Source organism: bacterium, from assembly GCA_012517375.1.
In the GTDB taxonomy this organism is placed as follows: Bacteria; Hydrothermota; Tepidihabitantia; order B3-TA06; family B3-TA06; genus JAAYVC01.
On the sequence record JAAYVC010000070.1, the window covers coordinates 17,366 to 37,013 of the forward strand.

Here is a 19,648-nt window from a genome sequence, read left to right on the forward strand (position 1 = left end):
GCGGAAAGAGTTTATTCTATAAAGAACGTGACGTTCTCTTCAGGCGTACCTACCTTAATGCTAGAGAGAATGCCGTGATATTTGGTTGAAAAGGAACCATAAACCCATCTGGCTATATTTTCAGCGGTTGGCGGAGAATCCCTGAAGGGGGCGGCTTCATTCAGCATTGCATCTTGGAGCGGATAAAGAAGTTCGGCTAGCTCTTTCTTCAATTTGACGAAATCCAGACTCGCGCCCCTTTCGTCCAGCCCTTGAACACGGAAAGCGACGGTTATATGCCAGGTGTGTTCGTGGATGATTTTGTAATCATCGCCGAATCCTTCTAGCTTATGCTTGAATTTCAGAGGAACCGCAACGGAAACTTCATACATCGCGCATATTTCTTTTAAGAAGCTCCCTTGCCTTCAGAAAGAAAGCCTGGGCGCGGGGATCACGATGGTCGGGATACGTCCAGGCCATCTCTTCGCAGCTCTCGCGCAAGAAACGCAGAGTCATTTCTATCCATACACCCTTTTCAAGATACGCCCTGTGACCCGCCGGCTTTGTCGAAAGAAGCCATAAGCCGTCAAGACGGATAAATCCGGGATCGATATTGACGGTACGGCGCCCCTTTAATGTGTATGCCTTTTCAATCTCTCCAGATTGCAGCTTAAAGCTCCATAAATCAATCAGATTGCAGGGCTCGCAGAAAACTACCCATTTTCTTAGAATCCCCTCGCCCATCTCCGAATTGTAGTAGTCCGTCCAGTCGAAGGGAAACAATTCGCTCCTCAGGGCTATACTGCCGAATTTCTTTTCAAGATCCGCTTCGACACTGATGAAGTTTTCACTCTCTTTTGAAAGAAGACCGCAGATCACGAGCGCCTGAGGCTTTTCCGGCTCAAGCGTCATCATCGCCTTCCCTAGTCTTTTCGGGTTCTCGTTGGGTCGCGTCGCCTGTGTCGATTCTGTAGCCGATGGCCCGGAGCGCCTCCGGATCTACAGGCTCTGGGGATTCTTCATTTTTGTCCTCCTGGAGCAGCTCGTTCTGAGCTAACTCCTTTTCTTCGCCGCTTTCCTCAAGCGGCATAATGTCTTCTTCCTTGACTGATGGTTCCTCGAGATCGGGCAGGTCATTCAACGAATTCAACCCGAAATACTCAAGGAATCTGGGCGTTGTGCCGTAGACGAAAGGATGACCGGCCCGCTTGTCGCGGCCCTTTATCTTTATGAGCCCGCGTTCAAGAAGATTCGAGATTATGTACGAGGAATCTATTCCCCTTGTCTGGTCTATATCCGGTTTGTTGATGGGCTGACGGTGCGCGATTACTGCAAGCGTCTCAAGAGCGGCTTTTGAAAGCCTGTCGCGGCCCCGTTTCTGCAAAAGCCTTGCTACCCATGGAGAAAAGCGCGGCAAGGTGGACATCTGCCAGCCTCCTGCGACTTCGCGGATGTGAAACGCACGCCCGGTGTCATTGTAATCCCTTCTGAGTTTTTCGATGCAAGCCTTCACCTCGGACGGCGTAAGGTCCGCAGCCTTTGCAAGTCTATCGCTTGAAACAACCTCGGGTGATGCAAAAAGCAGCGCTTCTATTATCTGCCACGATTCGCTCATTCGCCCTCGCTATCTACCTGCTTGAGTTTAAGGTAGCTTCCTTTATTGTCTGTCCAGTAAATCATGCGGTGAGGCTCCTCTACCTCGTAGTAAAAATCGAAGCTGCGTCCGGCAACCGCCAGCTGGTATACGGTCTCGATGAGCTGACTCTTGAACCCGAGAGTCAGTTTGTAGCAATCAAAGTCGCCGGTGTCCGTCTTGATTCCTACGATGCCTGCGTAGTTGCATGTGCCTGTTATGACCGAACCGACGTTTGATTCAAAGAAGGCAAACTCAACGGTACGGGGATTCTCGAAAGGAAATCCGCGGAATACGTCTATCAACGTATGGCGGTCATAGAACACGCCTGCATATTTGACTTTTGTTTCAGTCGACTTCGGACCGTTTTTGACCAGGATGCCGCCCGATGTGGGTTCGATACCGAGCTGGAAGCGGCCGGAGCGGTCCTTTATGACCTGCAGGGTGGACAAATCGGACTTGCGCATCTTGCATTTAACCAGTATGCGCGTCGTGTCCAAATGCTCGTGCGTGGAGTAGTAGTAGCCGCCCATGTCGTAAACCTTGTGTATTATATCTCTCGAGGTCTTGTTCCCGTCGTCGTATCCTTTGTAGACGAGGCTCTCTCCGTTCGGACAGTGAGGATCAGAGAATCCGGCTCCGTAGAGGAGAATCGTGAGAATTAAACTCATTATTGCTTTGTTCCTTTCTTGACTGTTTCCATGAATACCGACGCAATCTCATCGAGCGATGTTTCAACAATGCTCCCTTCGGCAAGGGTGGGCGAGCCTCCTGCGCCTCCCTTGAAGCGGACAGCAACCTTCTTGAGTATATCGCCAGCAGGATAGTCTCCAGATGCGGATTTGGAGGCGAAACAAAGGATTAAGGCGCGCGCTTTGTCCGGGGTGTATAGAATTCCGACGATGCTTTCTCGCCTTGATTTCAGTGAGTCTGCTAAGAGCTTCAAGTCGTCTTTAGAAAGGCCTTCCACCCTGGCAGTAACGAATTCGATATCCTCAATCTTCTCGGCGCGGCTGAGTATCTCATCGACCAGGCTTTCTGCATACCGGCGAGCGAGCGCCTCTCTCGCTTTTACCTCGTTGGCAAGATTCTGCTTAAGTTCTTCCGCTTTCTTAACCAGTTTTTCCCGGTCTGTTCCCAAGGCGGATGAGAGTTCTCTAAGAGTGCTGCGTTGGCGCTCAATCTCGGCAAACGCCCGGTTTCCCACCAGCGCTTCTATGCGCCTTATTCCTGCGGCAACACCGGTCTCGGACGTGATGAGGAACGCTCCTGTATCGCCCGTTCGCTCAAGATGGGTTCCTCCGCACAGCTCCGCGGATATGCCCGGTATCTCGACTACCCGGACACTATCGCCGTACTTCTCGCCGAAGAACGCAAGCGCGCCCTTTTTCTGTGCCTCATCCATCGACATCTCGCTGACCGTGGAGGAGTGGTTCTCGATTATCCAGTTGTAGACTGTTTTTTCGACCTCCCTGATCTCATCTTCGGTCATGGGCGAAGGGTGGTAGAAGTCGAAGCGAAGCCTGCCTGGTTCCACGAGCGAACCCTCCTGCTTGACGTGCTCGCCCAGCGTCTTGCGCAAAGCGGCGTGCAAGAGATGCGTTGCCGTGTGGGCGCGCTCAATCTCCCTGCGGCGAGGGATATCGACGATTGCGCGGACTTTTCGACCCGAGATGTCTTTCGGATTGCCCTTGGAAAACTTGCCCTTGATTATTTGCATGCCTGCTTGATTGTAAACGGTGTTGATTACCTCCATCACGAAGCCATCGCCAGAGATTTGTCCCGAATCACCTGTCTGTCCGCCTGCCTCAGCATAGAACGGAGATTTTTCAAGCTGTATTCCCACTTCTTGCGATTTCTCGTCGTATGAGTATGAGACGACTACCGTGTCTATTTCAAACATGTCGTAGCCGACGAACTTGGACTCGGCAGTCAACTCCTTTTTCAAATCATGCTTGCCGATATCTTCGATGTACATCCTTGATTTTTCCCTCTGTCCCTCCATCGCCTGCTCGAAACCCTCGATGTCTACTTCGATTTTTTTGTGCTTCGCGAGTAGCTTGGTGAGGTCTATCGGAAACCCGAACGTGTCGTAGAGCTTGAAGGCGTCTTCGCCGGAGATAGTGCCCGATCGCGCCGCATCCTCGAACAATCTCATTCCGGATTCAAGGGTCTTAAGGAAGCGCTCCTCTTCGCCCTTAATCATGAGCGCCACCTGCTCGCGCCGCTCTTCAAGTTCGGGGTAGACGTGCCGCATCTGTTCAATCACCTGACCGGAGATGCGGTAGAGCAGGGGTTCTTCGACGCCGAATGGGTACAGCGCGCCTAGCGCTCGGCGCAAAAGCCTGCGGACAACGTAGCCCTGCTTGGTGTTGGATGGCCTGACCCCCTCGCTGATGACGTTCGTAATAGCGCGTACGTGGTCTGCAGTAATCGCCAGAGGCTCCCAGGTTTCGTCGGAGATGCGGACGCCTATCGTGCCGGCTACGGACTGCATCAAAGGCTTAAAGAGGTCGGTGTGGAAGATGGTCTGGACGTTCTCTGCGGCCATGCTCATGCGTTCGAGTCCGGCTCCCGTGTCAATGCCTCTGTATTTGAGGAACGGCCGCGAACCGTCCTCCTGCTGGTCGAACTGGGGAAAAACAAGGTTCCAGATTTCGGTGTAGCGCTCGTCTTCGTTGTGCGCAGGACCCGGACCCTGCTCGCCATCGAATTTGATGTCCCAGAAAATTTCACTCGAAGGACCGCACGCGCCGCGGCCTCCGACCGGTCCCCAGAAGTTGTCTGCATCTCCAAGGTAGACGATGCGTTCCTTCGGAAAGCCCAACTCTTCGCGCCAGAGCGATGCGGCCTCTTCGTCTGTCTCATGCACGGTAACCCAGAGACGCTCCTTGGGAAGCTTCATGAGCTTCGTGATGAACTCCCATGCGAAGGTTATGGCTTCCCGCTTCTGGTAGTCGCCGAACGAGAAGTTTCCGAGCATCTCGAAGAAGGTGTCGTGGGTGGCGTCGGTTCCGACTACATCAAGGTCGTTGAGCCTCAAGCATTTCTGCACCGATGTCGCGCGCTTGTAGGGGAGAGGGTCTATGAGTCCTGCCCACAGGGGCTTGAACTGAACCATGCCGGCGACGTTGAAGAGAATGGTGGGGTCCTTCTTGGGGACGAGAGGGGCCGAGTTGACAAGCGTATGTCCGCGTTCGGTAAAAAAGTCGAGGAACGCTTTTCTGAGTTCTCGTGAGTTCATTCAATCTCCTTTAGCGCCGCATCCGCGGCTTCCTGGGAATAGCCCCGGCGGTAAAGACCTTCTCTTATCCGTCCCCTCCTCTCAAAAAGTTCTAGTAGACCGTATCCCTTGGCATGAGCGAGCGCCCATTCCCTTGCTGAACGAATCTCATCCTCAAGATGCTCTGACCAGACCTTCCTGAAAAGCTCTGCGTCGATGCCCTTGGCTCCGAGTTCGGCAGCTATGAGCCTTTTCCCTTTGTGGGATATTGCCAGTTTGTGCCTTATCCAGACGCCCGTGAATCTTGCGTCGTCGAGCAGACGTTCCTGGATTAGACGTTCTATCTCCCTCTCGATGAGGTTTCGGTCGTAGCCTTTCTTTTTGAGACGCTCGCGCATCTCTCTCACGCTCCTGTCGCGATACCGCAGAAGCCTTAATGCCGCCTGACGCACCTCTTCTGCGGGACTTCGGGGTTTCATCTAATAAAGCTCAACCCTCACTGTCCGGAGCCGCCTCATCGGATACAGATTTTGTTATGCTGGTTTTAGCTCCGGAGAATATCTTCTCGCGAACGTCTTTATCGAGCTTTTCCTTTTTTCCCGGGTTCTCCTCAAGGAAACCGATTGCGGCATCGCGGCCCTGACCCATACGTTCGTCTCCGAGTGAGAACCATGTGCCGGATTTCTGAACGAGATCGAGGTCAACCCCTAGGTCGACCAGTTCGCCAAGATAGTTGACGCCCTTGCCGTAGAGGATATCGAACTCAGCCTGTCTGAAAGGGGGCGCCAGCTTGTTCTTGACGACCTTTACCCTCGTCCGGCTGCCTATGACCTCCTCGCCCTTCTTGATTGAAGCGATTCTGCGGATGTCGAGGCGCACTGAAGAATGGAACTTTAATGCAAGACCGCCCGGAGTAGTCTCAGGATTTCCCCACATGACTCCTATCTTCATGCGAATCTGATTGGTGAATACGGCGCATGTATTGGAGTGGGAAACGACGGCTGTGAGCTTGCGCAACGCCTGCGACATGAGCCGGGCCTGGAGACCCACGTGCGCGTCGCCCATCTCACCTTCTATCTCCGCGCGCGGGGCGAGCGCCGCCACCGAGTCGAGCACGAATATGTCTATTCCGCCGGAGCGGGTGAGAATTTCTGCGATTTCAAGGGCTTGTTCGCCCGTGTCGGGCTGGGAAATAAGGAGCTCATCGACGTTCACCCCGAGCGCCTGGGCATAAATCGGGTCGAGGGCGTGTTCGGTATCGATGAAAGCGGCCTGACCTCCCAGTTTCTGGGCGTTCGCGACCGCCTGAAGGGTGAGGGTGGTCTTACCCGAAGCCTCAGGACCGAATATCTCAATGAGTCTGCCTTTAGGGAAGCCGCCGACCCCCAGCGCTACGTCAAGCGAGAGTGAGCCGGTAGGTATTACCTGAACGCCTGAGCCTGCCGGTCTCTCGCCCAGACGCATGACAGACCCTTTGCCGAACTGCTTTTCGACCTGGCTTATTGCCGTATCGAGCGCGCGTCTGCGGTCGTCTTTTTCCAAATTCTGCTGTTTCGAGCCTTGAGTTTTAGCCATCAAAGCCTCCTTTGCCCTTCTCTCTGCCTGAGAACGGCTTCTTTAATTTTTTTTTAACTTTAAAATCTCTAATCATGACACTTCACTCTACGGTCACGCTTTTGGCAAGATTTCGCGGCTTATCCACGTCGCAACCTCGGAATACCGCCGTATGATAAGCGAGCAACTGAAGAGGTATAACCGCTACAAAAGGAAGTATGTAGTCCGGCGCCTCGGGGATGGGTATGAAGGCTGCGCTCTTTTTTGCAAGCTCGCTGTCGCCTTCGGTTCCAATGGCGATTACCTGACCTGCTCGTGCGGCAACCTCTTCGATGTTGGCGCTCATCTTTTCATAAGTTGAATCCCTTGGAGCGACAACTACAACCGGCGTCTTTGAATCGATGAGGGAGATGGGGCCGTGCTTCATCTCCCCTGCAGGATAACCTGTTGCGTGAACGTAGCTTATCTCCTTCAGTTTCAGAGCTCCTTCAAGAGCTGTCGGATAGTTGATTCCTCTGCCGAGAAATAGGCAGGAGTTGCGCTTCTGGAAACGCCTGGCAATGTCGCGAATGCGTCTATCCTGCTTCAAAACGCGGCTTATCATATCAGGCAAAGCTGAGAGATTCGTTCTGATCTCCTTCCATTCCTTTGGCTTAAGGGTCCCCCTCCTGCGGGCAATCTCAAGGCTCAAGGAAAGAAAGGCAAATATCTCGGCGGTATATGCTTTTGTTGAAGCTACACCTATCTCCGGACCAGCATGGATGTATATGGAGGAATCGGATTCACGGTCAAGGGATGTCCTTTTGACATTAAGGATTGAAAGAATCCTCAGGTCGGATTTGTTCCTTGCAGCCCTGAGTGCCGCAAGCGTATCCGCCGTTTCCCCGGACTGGCTGATGGTTATCATCAGATCGTGCTTGCCGAATACCGGTATCCGGTCGATAAGTTCCGAAGCTATCTCCACTTCCGAATGGACGTTAGTGAAACGTTCAAGGAAATACCTTCCTACAAGACCGGCATGGTAACTTGTTCCGCATGCCTGAATGAGCACGTGATTGAAGGAAGCGATTTCATCCGGATAGAATCTGTAGCCTGAACCAAGCCGTACGTCGCCGTTGCGGAAGCGCCTTTTCAGATTCTCGGCAACCACTTGTGGCTGTTCGAATATCTCCTTGCGCATGAAATGACGGTACCGGCCCTTTGAGATAGCCTTGGGCTCCAGTTCGATAGGAACAAGCTTTTTCTTCAAGAGCTCGCCCGAAAAGCTGTATATCCTAGGCTCCTTGCCTCTTTCAAGAATCACGAACTCCTTGTCCTCAAGCGCTATCATATTGTGACTTATACCGACAAGCGCAAGAGGGTCGGACGCTAGTGCAAACTCGTCCTCGCCGATGCCTGCAACAAGCGGAGAACCTACCCTTATTCCCATTAGCGTATCCGGATGCTCGCTTGAGACCGCGGCCCAGGCAAAACTGCCCTTAAGCTCGCTGACCGTTGCGATAACCGCCTTGAGAAGATCGCCCTTGTAGTTATCGGCGAAGAGATGGGGTATTATCTCGGAATCGGTGTCGGACTCGAAGGAGATGCCTTTCTCAATCAGTTTCTCCCTTAGCCCCACATAGTTTTCTATTATTCCGTTATGCACAATGGCGAATCGGGCTTCCCTATCTGTAAAAGGATGGGCGTTTCGATGCGTTACGGAGCCATGCGTTGCCCAGCGCGTGTGTCCTATACCTACCGAGCCCGATATCGGATTCTTTGATAGATAATCCTTCAGATTCTTAAGCCTGCCGACTACCTTTGAGATGCGTATCTTTCCGTTATCTACTGCAGCTATGCCGCACGAGTCGTACCCCCTGTACTCCAGACGCTCAAGCCCCACCATTATTACGGATTCAAGGTCGCGATTGCCGAGGTAACCGACTATGCCGCACATATCTTTTTAACCTCATTGAGGATCTTCTCTGAACGCTCCTTGGTGTTTGCCTCGACGATAATTCTTGTTACAGGTTCGGTGTTTGAAGGCCTAAGATGGAGCCAGAAATCCTCATCGCCGAGCCAGAGGCCGTCCCTTGTGTCCTTTTGCGCCGAAGGAAAGAGCTGCAAAACGCGCTCCCTAATGCGGGGAGAGAATTCTTTATGAAGTTTGTCTTTTTCCATGAAATATACGGGCAATGAATCAACTAGCGAAGCCAGCGAGCCGCTTCTCCGGCGAAGGCTCGCAAGTACGGTCATGGCTAAAAGGCCGTCCCTCGTCGCATTGAAAGAAGGGTATATGAACCCGCCGTTTCCTTCTCCTCCTGCCACGCCGCCCGTCTCGAGAAGCTTGTCTACGACGTGGGCTTCACCAACAGGCGTCCGGAAGATGTTAGTTTTGTACTCCTTCGCTACGTGCTCTATCAGCCTCGATGTAGACAGGTTGACTACCAAATCTGAGACGCTTTTATCGAGAGCCCAGCTTGAGCATAAAGGAACCGTGTATTCCTCGCCCGGAACCCGGCCCTGCTCGTCTACGAAGGCAAGCCTGTCGCCGTCAGGGTCGAACGCGAAGCCCGCGTCAAGCCGCTTTTCCTTGACAAGCGCGCTCAAGGCTTCCAGGTTCTCCTTCAAAGGCTCCCCTCCCCTTCCGAAGCGTCCGGTAGATTCAAAGTTGACGACGTGAACCTCGCAGTTGAGAGCTTCAAGAATCTCTTTTGCCTCAGGGCCGGCCGCACCGTTCACGGGATCAAGACCCACCCTCAGCCGGGGTTCGAAAGACTCGCTTCCAAAAAGCTCAAGAAGCTTTTTCTTGTGCAATTCCAGCGCGTTCACTTCCTTCGGTTCCTTTAATCCGGAGACCGGGATCTTACGGAATTCGAAGCCTGACGCAAAGCTTGAGAACTCGGCCATCCTTTGCGGAACAAGAAAACGGCCGGTCTCCAGAAACTTCATGCCGTTTTCATCCTGGGGATTGTGGCTCGCCGTGATGGTAATGCCTCCGTTCAGATTCAGTACCTTTGTCGCGAACACCGAAGTAGGGGTGGTAATCATGCCTCCTTTAATGACTTCACATCCGGCGGCAAGCACACCGCTAGTTACTTGAGCTTCAAGCATAACGCCCGATATCCTCGCGTCCCTGGAAATAAGCATCTTCCCCGCACCAAGGAAGCGCGCATAGGCGTTAGCGACCCTCAAGAAATCATCCGGGGTTAATTCATCGCCTATGGGTCCACGCAATCCTGAAACTGAAAACTTAGGCATAAGGAGCTATTCTAGCATTATCGCTATTATATGTCAAGTCGCATTCTTTTTTAAGTGTAGATGTATCTAAAAAACCACCCGCATTATCCGGGTCTTTAGTCTGTATTAATTCTCATCTGTTACACGGAATTCTGTTAACGTTCCTCTTCTTCCCCGTCATCAGGGGCTTCTTCTTCCCATTCATCATCCTCCTCCTCAACCTCATCGTAATCGTCAAATAGAGGACTCCTTTCAGGCAGCTCGAAGGATTCATTCTCTTCGTCTTCTATATTGACTTCCCGAACGAATTCCTCTTCGATGATTTCCGTGGAATCATCTATCTCTTCCGTCTCTGGAGCCTGTTCTTCTTCCTCTTCTTCCTCCTCCTCGTCATCCCAGTAATCGACTTCAAGAGGTTCAAGGGAAGTTATCCTTAACAGCTCTCCGCAACTCGGACACTCTACTTTATCTCCCAGCTCCCTTTTTCCAGGCACCACGAAACGTGTCTCGCATGTAGGGCATTCTACTTCTATCATTCACTACCTCCGGAATGTTCTATCGGCGCTCATTATAGGAGCAAATCTTGTTCTGTCAAGTTCTTAGACGCTCAATTCCCTCAAAAAATGCGCTGTTCGCAACTTTAAACAAACATAGAGTTAGCGTATGCTTTCCCTGCCTTGTGCCTGTTTTGAGGTACGTACTGTTGAAAATACCGATAGACAATGAAGGGAGAACTCGCACTCATACCGTCAGTGATATAAGCGCCGGGGGGTTGATTCCGGCTTTGTGCGGACTATAATAGATTAGAGTCTTTATCTAGAAAGACAGAAGTAAGGATAAATGTACGCAATGAGATTGTGGTCGAAAAGCGTGTAAAAAAGAAGGAGAACTTTTTATGAAGAAAGCTCTTGCGCTATTTATAGCAGTCTTATTTCCCCTGGCAGCAATATCGGCTGCAACCGTCAGTGGTGTAGAGCTTTGCTCTAACGAAGGAACGCTTGTTTTTAATGTTGATATGCCCGCATTTACCGTTACCCATCTGGCAAACGGCGAAACAAGAATCGAGATGGACGGTATTAATTACCGTGAACAGTTGGGTTATCCCCGTCTGCCCATGCCCACATATACGTTTGCCCTTCCGCCTGGAAGCAGACTAGAGAATGTTGAGGTCTCGGGCGTGCGTTCCGAACTGGAAGGCGAGTATCAGATAGAGGCAAGCTGGCCTTTCGTACCTCTGGGAGCATCGAATCGGCAAGTAACTGATATTTATAAGACTTACGAAGAGATTAAGGCCCGTGTTTATTCCGGCGCCGAAGGGTTTTCCGGCGTCATGGGCGAGGTGAATGCCTCAGGAGAACGCCGGGAATATTCGCTGGTTACGGTTGCATGTCATCCTTTTGCCTACGACCCCTTGACAAAAAAACTCTCCGCTGCACGCAATGTGACAATAAAAATTCACTACGCTCCGGCCGATCCCGAGCATCAGGAGTTCGTTTCCCGTTTCATCAGCAAAGGAACCCTTGATTCTGATGTTCCAGGTGAGGTATACAACAAGGATGCGGCAAGGATATGGTACAGGCCCGAAGAAAGACTGCTTGCAAATCCGCGGATGCTTATACTAACGACCAACGCCTTAAAGGACACGACAAGCCGCTACATCTACTGGCGAAAGAGCACCGGTTTTGATTTAGGCCAGGTTACCAAGGAAGAGATACTTGCGGCAAGCGCAGGTGCGGACGATCCACAGAAGATTCGCAACTGGCTGAGGGCCAACGCCGCCGACTACGACTACCTGTTCATAATCGGCAATTTCGCCGACATTCCGATGCGGATTCTTTCTCCCTTTATAAACGGAGGCACTACGGATCCTACTGTCGCCCCTATCCCCTCGGACATATACTACGGAGATCTCTCCCAGGAGGACAAGAAAGGCTGGGATAAGGATCAGGACGGATATTACGGCGAAGGACTTACCCTTGCCGGGCTGACCGACCCGCAGGACGCTCCGGATCTTGAGGCCGAGCTTCATGTCGGACGCATCAACACATCGAACCCAGCCCTGGTTCCGAAGATACTCGAAAAAATCTGGATCTTTGAAAACAACAAGACTGCGGCGTATAAAGAAGCCTCCGTTCTGGCTGGAGGAATCCTTTGGTTCCCTAACTGGAACGGATCAGGCACATCCGGGTTCGACGGCGCTTTCTACATGGAATACTTAATGAACAACGGCATAATCAAATCCTCATCCGCCACGACCCTTTACGAGCAGGAAGGCCTGCGAAAATCGAACTACACTCCGGACGTAGCGTTGACCAGGGACAATTTGAAGAATTCCTTGAAGAATAAGGACGTAGGCATCTTTGTCGAGAACAACCACGGATGGAACAAGAGCTTTGCACGATGCGTATGGTCGTCGGACGACGGAGACAACATCCCCGAAGACGCCGAGTTTTTATGGCCTGACGCGCTCACTTCATCCGATGCATTCTCCCTGACCAGGGCGACCTCGAACGTCGCGTTTCTCTTATCGTGTCTGAACGGCTATCCGGAGGACGCCAACTGTCTGGCACAAGCTCTCCTGAACTACTCAAGCGCCGCAGTTGTCGCTCATACCCGCTCCGGTCTCGGCAGACACGGCTGGACGGCGCCCTCGAGCGGAGGTATGAACAGCCTTTATACCTACCTCCTGGATAATTATCTCAAGAATTCAGGAACATACAATTACGTGATAGGAGACGCTGTTGATGCAGCAAGACTCCAGTACTTCGGCACCGATTACGGATCGAGCAGATACGTAAACAGCTATGAATTCACGCTCTTCGGCGACCCTGCCGCAAGACACATGGGCCGCGACGGCAAGCTCCCTCCTATTAATTCTGTTTCGGAGACGAAGCCTGAAGCCGTTCCCTTAGCGCTCTCGTTCGATTCGAAGCTTGGCATAAGCTTCAGCGTTCCGGCTGAGATGAGCGTAAGAGTTGAAGTGTGGGACGCTTCCGGACGCAAGGTCGAGACTCTCTTCTCCGGAACGGCTAAAGCCGGCGTAGAGACCCTGCAATGGGACAGAACCGGACTCTCGAGCGGTCCCTACTTCATAATCCTTAGTGCCGGAAACATGACCCGTTCCGTGAAAACGGTGGTTCTTAACTGATCTTATCGAATTTATTAAGGGCCGGCGCCTTGCCGGCCTTTTTTTTGATTGACAAACCTTTAAGAGGTTATATACTCTGTACAGCTTCACCGTTTACCGGTAAGCAAACCCAAGGAGAACTATAATGAGAAAAAAACGTTTATTATCCTTGGTGTTTCTGAGTGTGGCTTTTACCTTTTTCCCGCTGAAAACCAACGCAGAGGATGTTGCTCTGGTTAAGTCGGAGGGTGTTCTAACCTACTATCTCCAGATTCCGCCCTGCAAATTCGAAAGCGTTGGAGGAGGTACAACCCGAATTAGCATGGACGGTGCCGATTACGGTATCGAGCCCGGCTGCCCCAATCTCCCGACACTTGCGTATACGTTTGCCTTGCCGCCCGGAACACGGACTAAAAGTATTGAGGTTACGGGCGAGAGAACGATCCTTGACGGTTCGTGGGAGTTAGAGGTTCAGCCTTTGCCTTTACCGTTAATAGACGGTGCAAAAAACACCTTTCTCGAGTCGATGTACAAGCGTAACATCCAGGATATTTACTCATCATCCGCTGACTACCCGCAGGAGCTGGGTACGCTTTTATCAGCGGGATGCCGGAGAGAGTACTCACTTGCGACCGTTGTTCTCTACCCGTTAGCATATAACCCGGGGACAAGAAACTTTACCGAGCATCTAACCTTTGCGTGAAGATTCATTACGCTCCATTAGAGGAGGATGCCCGCGAAGAGATAGAGCGGTATATCTCCGAAGGCAGCATTTACGCCGACGTTCCTGAAAATATATACAACAAGAACCAAGCCCGGACATGGTACAGGCCCGAAGAGCGTCTTCAAGCGCAGCCCGGAATCCTTATCCTGACCACGGACGCCCTGCTTTCGAGCATAGACGGCTACATCAAGTGGCGCGAAGGCATGGGATACCTTGTGAAGGCTGCGACAAAGGAGCAGATTCTCGCATCGGGCATAACGGGTCTGGACCTGGAGGAGCAGATTCGCAACTGGCTCCGAAAGAACGCCGCCGATTACGAGTATCTCTTCATAATCGCCTCCAATGACGACATCCCCATGAGGACGATGTACGGATACGGCAATGATCCCAACCAGGACCCGGGCTGGTATTACCCTGGGGTGACCGATATCTACTACGGCGAACTCTCAAGGAACGATGCCCACTCATGGGATTCCGACGGTGACGGATACTATGGAGAAGTTCTCCCTGACGGTTCAGGCCCAACGGTCGATAATCCCGATCTAGAGATGGAGCTCCATGTAGGCAGGATAAATACGTCTGAACCCACAAAGGTAAAAAGCATACTGGACAAGATACGCAAATTTGAAACAACAAGCGATCAGGCGTATAAAAGGAATGCCGTTACGTCGGCAAGTATACCTTTTTACAAAACAACTGACGGTGAAGGTCTTGACGGCGCTATCTTCATGGAGTATCTGCAGGATGCCGAAATTCTTGACCGCGGACTCACTACCACGCTTTACGAAAAGGGCGGTGACATGCCCTCTGCCTACGATTGCGACCTTCCTGAGACGCACGAAAACCTCGTTTCGACCCTCAAGAACAACAACGTAGGCGTTTTCGTCGAATACAACCACGGCTCGCCTGTATCGTTCGCCCGTTTCATTGTTCACGACAAAAATGGTAACGGTTTCTTCGAAAGCGGCGAAGAGGAGTGGTTCGACTGCCTGACGACAGGGGATGCCTGGAATCTTAATGGTGAGCATCCAAATGTGGCATTTTTGATGTCCTGCGTTAACGGCAGACCGGAGGAAAAGCCCGTTTGCATCGCTCAGGCTTTATTGAACTACGGAAGCGTTGCCGTTGTGGCGCATACAAGGGTATCGTACTCCGGCGGTTGGCACACGCCCGCTAACGGCGGTTTCGAATGTCTGTTTTATGAGGATATAAAGGCGTTCGCGCACGACGGAATACCTATAGGCGAAGCTGTAAGCAAGGCAAGACCTGTGCTTAGAGAAAAGGAGCCGCAGTGGTTCTTCCTGAACGGCTATCCGCACGTTCTTTACGGCGACCCTGCCATGAATCTCGTTGGGGTGCCGGTCGCAGCAGCGCGGGAGCCTCTTGAGCCGCGTGTTTGCAACCCTCTCCTGTACATAAGCGATTCAAAAATTGTTACATATGATATTCCTGCAGCATCCTATATCAGGCTCGAGGTCTGGGACGTTTCAGGCCGGAAAGTGCAAACCCTTTACGAAGGGTACGCGCCTTCGGGCAAACGTTCTTGCGGGTTGAACCCGGCAGCGCTTGCTTCCGGTACGTACTTTTTGACGCTGAGATACGGCTCCCAAACCTGCATCGCAAAGACCGTTCTGGTTCATTAAGTACAGGATGAACTGTCAGGATTACTAGCCGGCATACTCAAGAGTATTGACAATCATTCCATTCAGCCTATTCTTTAGGCATGAATGCTTTGATGGTCTTTCTGGGATTAGTAACCCAGCCTCTGGCTGAAGGTGCGGACGATACTTTAAGGTTCGATGATGTTGTTGAACAAAGGCTCCACGCAGCTCTTGTTTCTTTGGACCCCTTAGCCCGGCTCAGGGCGGCATGGCTGTTGCCCGAATTCGTAGTTAGGGGCGAAACGCTCTCTTTTGCCGGCTCGCGGCCTGATCAGAACCGCTTTCAGCTCGAAGGTATTCCCCTTTATGACCCGCAGTCAGGGGACGAACTCGTCTTCCTTCCCCGCTCCATGCTTTTCGGTTGCAAGGGATTGGGGAATGAGACCGGCGCCATAACGCCGGTTCTTAATCTATCGACTCGTGCATATGAGGACGGCAAGCTCCATGCCTTTCTGGAAGCCTCCTCGCCGTTCTTTTTACCCGACGGACGGAACGGGGAAGCTGAATTACTCGCCTATGTCCCTTTGGGGCAAAAACTTACGATAGCCCTGAACGGATGCGCCATGCTCCGGGACATGCGTCCGGATTACGGTTCAGCAGGCGTAACCCGCACCCAGATGAGCGCCTATACAGGCGCCGCAACTGCGCTTCTTGCACCATCCGAGGATATACTTGTCAAGGCAAGGTTCTTGCGCTCCGAGACCCAGCGTGATATCTTTACGCCCCAGTGGATATTCAACCAGCTTTCCACCCCTGTCAGGTACTGCACGTCCGATCTGCTCTCGTTCGATTTCATCTACCGCAAGAAAACTTTTGACGTGCGCTTAACACTCTCAGGCTCCAACGGCTTCAACTGGATTGGCGGAAGAAAGGACGCCGACCTGGGGCTTTTCACAGGTTTCCAGCCGCAGGATACGACTCCTCCTTTTGCCGAGCTCAATACGGCTAACCCCTTCGGCGTCAAAGGGTTATTCTATTCCGAAGGCTCGAATCCTCGGGTTAAGGCATGGACTTCGGTATCCAACCGCGCAAAGGGCGAACTGAACGTAAAGGTCGGAGATATCAACGAGTTGCGTACGGTTCTTGAGTTCACTGTCTACAATTTTCTTTTAGACAATTCGTATTTCGGCAACAACGACAGTATCTTCGACACTTACGAGTATTCCCCAAGGTACGGCGATTTCTATTTCGCAGACAGGCTTCATTTCGGAAATTTCAGTATTGAACCCGGATTGAGCCTCATGTATCTTGAGACAGAGCAAAAGGATACAATCGTTGGCGAGGCCGGACTGGATATAAGTCTCGCTCTCACGCCCAGTGTCAAGGCGCGGGCGTCTTTCTACGGGATAGAACTCGAGGCTGGATCCGACATCGCGGCGGGACTGGTTCCATTCTTTTATTTTCTTGAGAACGCGGAAGCAAAACCCGATGCGGATACTCTGCTGCTCCTGCCAACCGACCCTCCTGCTCCGGAGAGGGCTTTCAGAGCATGGATGAATGCCACGAAGAATCTCGGAATCAACTGGACCTTCGGACTCAATCTCCTGTCAAGCATGAGTTATGATGCGCCCGGTGTCGAGTTGATGTACGATTCGACCAACACATCATTTGCAGGCATCTCTCTTGACACAAAAGGAGTCTCCTTCGCGGCTGTCCCCAGTGTGAGGTATTCTTCCGAATGGGTTTCAATAAAACTGGCGTATAGATTTTCATCGATTCAATCGACAAGCAGCGGGGTTGCAGCAGATTACGCAAGACTTCTTAAGCCGGATTCGACCGCGGGAAGACTGGAGAGATTTCCTTCGGATTCAAGGCACAAGATTACCCTTGTTGCCGAGCTGACTTCGCCTTCATCGCTCCCTTACTGGGCGCAAGAATGGCGCCTTTCACCAGGCTTCGCTCTGGCATCCGGCTTCCCTGACGAGGAGGTAGAGGATGTCGCACCCTGGTGGGCATGGCTTGAAATTACGGCAGGCCGTACACTTACACTGGGCAGGACCAAGACTACGATTACGGCCGAATTCCTGAATCCCTTCGGCTGGCAGGGTCCTCTTTTCGGAAGCGTTGGAAGAACTGACCCCTCGGAGGAGGATTTCCGGACAAGGGCGATTCTAGGAAACGCGGATTATCACTCCTCAAGGGACGCCAATCACGACGGTTACATTACTGCAGCAGAGGAGGTTGCCGCATACAAGCGGGCGCGGACGTTCTATGATGCGTGGACTCCGGGGCCTATTCCTCGAAGAAGCATCGAACTAAAGCTCGCCTTCGGCTTTTGAGGATAGTGAAGCCAGCCGCGAGGCTGGCTTCTTCTTCCCTAACCTTTTACCGACCCAAGAGGTACTATCTTAATAAAGTAAACTTACAAGCAACCTGCCCCCTGGTTCCCTGAACCGCTACCCAGTACACGCCCGCTGGAAGATCGGAGAGATCGAGTTGCACGGCGGCAGGGGAGGGGGGCGAGGAGGGCAAGGAGGGCCGTAAGCTGTGGCGGCAGGGGATTGAGTCCTCCGCTCCATCGATGGTTACGGATTTCCCGCCTGAGAGCGAGGCGGCCACTGAAACCAGGGAGTCCTCGGACACCGAGTTTATTATCTGCGCTACCTGGGGATCATACTCAATTGCTGGATAGAAAGAAACGATTGTTGCGACGACAAAGAAGACCACAATATCCTCCGTTTTTTCCTACATTAAATATAGCCCCTTTTTTAAGGTTGTCAAGCCAATTCAGAGAATATTGAACTGCGCCATGATGCAAAGGGGTTTGTGGTCGATTTTGAAAAGCTTCAGCGCACGACTACGAATCTTTGTGAAACCCGCTTTCCTGCTCCTTCAAGAGATATCCAGTATACGCCTGAGGAAAGGTCTTGGATGTCAAAGGAGAACCTGGTATCCGTGGTCGAAGGAGTGAGCATGCCGAGCGACTTAACCCTGCGTCCGGATGCGTCGTATACAAAGACTGTCAGGGTGTTGTTTGACCGGAAGTCTATGTTTAACCGAGACTTGACGAAAGGTGAAACGAGGTTGACCATTATCTCATCTAGAGGGACCTCAGGCTGCTCGGCAATGACGGTGGTCGATTCAGGCAGAACCTCTGCCTTAATTGCAGCCCATGCAAGCGCCAGCTTGACTGCGTCGGTCATGAAATCCTTGTCGAGGGTGGAGATTCTGTCGGTGATATGGTGATAGAAGGGCGTAAAATCCTCGAAGTCCTCTATCATGAGAACGGCGGGAATTTGAAGCTGCCAGAACCAGTAGTGGTCGCTGCGGTCGGTTGCATCCGATACGTGGATATCGGGCGCAAGATTCACCCCGTACGTCTCCATTAGGGATGAAAGCGTATCGCCCATATCCTGGGACTCGTCTATCCACGGACAGCAGTGCAGCTCCATCTGCGGGTTTTCATCGCCGTTGTACGCTATCATATCCATATCGAGAACGGCAATTATGTCGTCCTTCTTTTGGACCGCATCCTTTGCATAGTACTCGGATCCCCAAAGACCCTGCTCCTCGCCTGAAAAGAGTACGAGTCTTATCGTGTGCTGCCACTGGTAGGCGGAGAATATCCTTGCCGCTTCAATCACTGCCGCACATCCCGATGCGTTGTCGTCCGCTCCGGGCGTATAGGAGCCTTCTATCTCGCTTGTGGCGTCATAATGCGCGCAAAGTATGATCTGTTGTTCGTCCTTTCCCGGGATGGTGGCAACAATGTTGTTCAAATGGAACTGCTCGCCAGCATTCTCCAGGGACTCGAAAAGAAGGGCCCTTTCTGCCTCACTTACTCCTATAGGAAGCGGCCTCGGCTCCGCGAGCGATGATTTACTAGAGATGAAAGGCTGCAGCTGCGCTTCGACGCCTCTCAGTTCAAACTGCTCCCGCAGCCAGTTTGTCGCCTTTATTATATCGCCCGTGAGGGAATGCCGGGTGGTAATGGAATCCTTCTTGCCTCCGATTTTAACGCTCTTCTCTCCGCTCAAGCCCTCTATGTAATAAGAAAGAGAATCGGTGGATACCTGTTCAATTATCGAATCGACCTTGGGGTCGAACGTTGTTTCAACAGCGCCAGCCCAGAAAATCACCAGCCCGCCGAATGCAATACTCATAAGCACTTCCGGCCTCCGATGTTTTGTATTTTATCTTGAATGATAGGTTCTATTCATGCCTTGTCAACAGGCAAAAGTTCGTGCACCAGGAGATAGTTACCAGTGGTTAAAGAGGGTATTAAAGAAAGCGGGGGTCTTAAGCAGACTTAGAAAAAAAGAGCTAAAGAAGGAGAGAGGCCGCTTATCCAGCTTGCTTATAAAACGCTAGGGAGCATGAACCTCCTGCAAACAGTAAGGATGAGCATATTATGTTATCAGATGCGCAAGCCTCTGCTGGTATCCAAGGAGCTGTGAACTTCCGCCCGGCGGTTCGCAAGCGGTCGAGGCGTACGAGACCCCGGTTCATAACCCGATGGAACGATAAAGGCGAACCCCATTCCCTCGGCTGCAATCAGCTCGATGACAACTTCCTCCTCTTTCCTGTC

At 52.0% G+C, this 19,648-nt stretch carries 17 protein-coding genes; 4 read left to right on the forward strand and 13 right to left on the reverse strand.

Annotated features, from left to right (window positions below):
• Positions 1-11: 11 nt before the first annotated feature.
• The 10 genes from GX441_07595 to GX441_07640 form a co-directional block, all read right to left on the reverse strand.
• Entirely contained in the window at positions 12-371 is a 360-nt protein-coding gene (locus tag GX441_07595) for a hypothetical protein (GenBank protein NLI98505.1), read from the reverse strand.
• Complete coding sequence (locus tag GX441_07600) at positions 364-894, reverse strand: DUF4416 family protein (protein NLI98506.1); 531 nt, start codon at positions 892-894, stop codon at positions 364-366. Before GX441_07600 ends, GX441_07595 begins: the two co-directional genes overlap by 8 nt.
• Positions 881-1,594 carry an SMC-Scp complex subunit ScpB gene (gene scpB / locus GX441_07605; GenBank protein ID NLI98507.1) on the reverse strand — a complete coding sequence of 238 codons (714 nt, stop codon included), beginning with the start codon at positions 1,592-1,594 and terminating at the stop codon, positions 881-883. The genes GX441_07600 and scpB overlap by 14 nt, the downstream gene beginning before the upstream one ends.
• Positions 1,591-2,283 carry a hypothetical protein gene (locus tag GX441_07610; GenBank protein NLI98508.1) on the reverse strand — a complete coding sequence of 231 codons (693 nt, stop codon included), beginning with the start codon at positions 2,281-2,283 and terminating at the stop codon, positions 1,591-1,593. The genes scpB and GX441_07610 overlap by 4 nt, the downstream gene beginning before the upstream one ends.
• Complete coding sequence (gene alaS, locus GX441_07615) at positions 2,283-4,856, reverse strand: alanine--tRNA ligase (protein NLI98509.1); 2,574 nt, start codon at positions 4,854-4,856, stop codon at positions 2,283-2,285. Before alaS ends, GX441_07610 begins: the two co-directional genes overlap by 1 nt.
• Positions 4,853-5,314 (reverse strand): hypothetical protein, encoded by a 462-nt coding sequence (locus GX441_07620; protein NLI98510.1) that lies wholly within the window; start codon positions 5,312-5,314, stop codon positions 4,853-4,855. The genes alaS and GX441_07620 overlap by 4 nt, the downstream gene beginning before the upstream one ends.
• A 10-nt stretch (positions 5,315-5,324) precedes the next feature.
• The gene (gene recA, locus GX441_07625; GenBank protein NLI98511.1) at positions 5,325-6,410 is read right to left on the reverse strand and encodes a recombinase RecA; all 1,086 of its coding nucleotides are present in this window, start codon (positions 6,408-6,410) and stop codon (positions 5,325-5,327) included.
• An 82-nt stretch (positions 6,411-6,492) separates the two neighbouring features.
• Positions 6,493-8,325 carry a glutamine--fructose-6-phosphate transaminase (isomerizing) gene (gene glmS / locus GX441_07630; GenBank protein NLI98512.1) on the reverse strand — a complete coding sequence of 611 codons (1,833 nt, stop codon included), beginning with the start codon at positions 8,323-8,325 and terminating at the stop codon, positions 6,493-6,495.
• Positions 8,313-9,629, reverse strand: coding sequence for a phosphoglucosamine mutase (locus tag GX441_07635; protein NLI98513.1), 1,317 nt, complete (start codon positions 9,627-9,629; stop codon positions 8,313-8,315). Before GX441_07635 ends, glmS begins: the two co-directional genes overlap by 13 nt.
• Before the next feature lie 134 nt (positions 9,630-9,763).
• Complete coding sequence (locus tag GX441_07640) at positions 9,764-10,144, reverse strand: hypothetical protein (GenBank protein NLI98514.1); 381 nt, start codon at positions 10,142-10,144, stop codon at positions 9,764-9,766.
• A gap of 359 nt (positions 10,145-10,503) precedes the next feature.
• Between GX441_07640 and GX441_07645 the strand changes: the two genes are divergently transcribed.
• The 4 genes from GX441_07645 to GX441_07660 all read left to right on the forward strand — a co-directional run bounded on the left by GX441_07645 (position 10,504) and on the right by GX441_07660 (position 17,399).
• Complete coding sequence (locus tag GX441_07645; GenBank protein NLI98515.1) at positions 10,504-12,756, forward strand: hypothetical protein; 2,253 nt, start codon at positions 10,504-10,506, stop codon at positions 12,754-12,756.
• Positions 12,757-12,880: 124 nt separating this feature from the next.
• Positions 12,881-13,438 carry a hypothetical protein gene (locus GX441_07650; protein ID NLI98516.1) on the forward strand — a complete coding sequence of 186 codons (558 nt, stop codon included), beginning with the start codon at positions 12,881-12,883 and terminating at the stop codon, positions 13,436-13,438.
• Complete coding sequence (locus GX441_07655; protein NLI98517.1) at positions 13,435-15,102, forward strand: hypothetical protein; 1,668 nt, start codon at positions 13,435-13,437, stop codon at positions 15,100-15,102. Before GX441_07650 ends, GX441_07655 begins: the two co-directional genes overlap by 4 nt.
• An 80-nt stretch (positions 15,103-15,182) precedes the next feature.
• Positions 15,183-17,399 carry a hypothetical protein gene (locus GX441_07660; GenBank protein NLI98518.1) on the forward strand — a complete coding sequence of 739 codons (2,217 nt, stop codon included), beginning with the start codon at positions 15,183-15,185 and terminating at the stop codon, positions 17,397-17,399.
• Positions 17,400-17,463: 64 nt separating this feature from the next.
• Here GX441_07660 and GX441_07665 read toward each other — a convergent pair whose 3' ends face one another.
• The 3 genes from GX441_07665 to GX441_07675 form a co-directional block, all read right to left on the reverse strand.
• Positions 17,464-17,787, reverse strand: a complete 324-nt coding sequence (locus GX441_07665; GenBank protein ID NLI98519.1) for a hypothetical protein — start codon at positions 17,785-17,787, stop codon at positions 17,464-17,466.
• Between the two features lie 119 nt (positions 17,788-17,906).
• Complete coding sequence (locus tag GX441_07670; protein NLI98520.1) at positions 17,907-19,229, reverse strand: M20/M25/M40 family metallo-hydrolase; 1,323 nt, start codon at positions 19,227-19,229, stop codon at positions 17,907-17,909.
• A 248-nt stretch (positions 19,230-19,477) separates the two neighbouring features.
• The coding region (locus tag GX441_07675; GenBank protein ID NLI98521.1) for a hypothetical protein at positions 19,478-19,648 on the reverse strand (171 nt) is incomplete at its 5' end.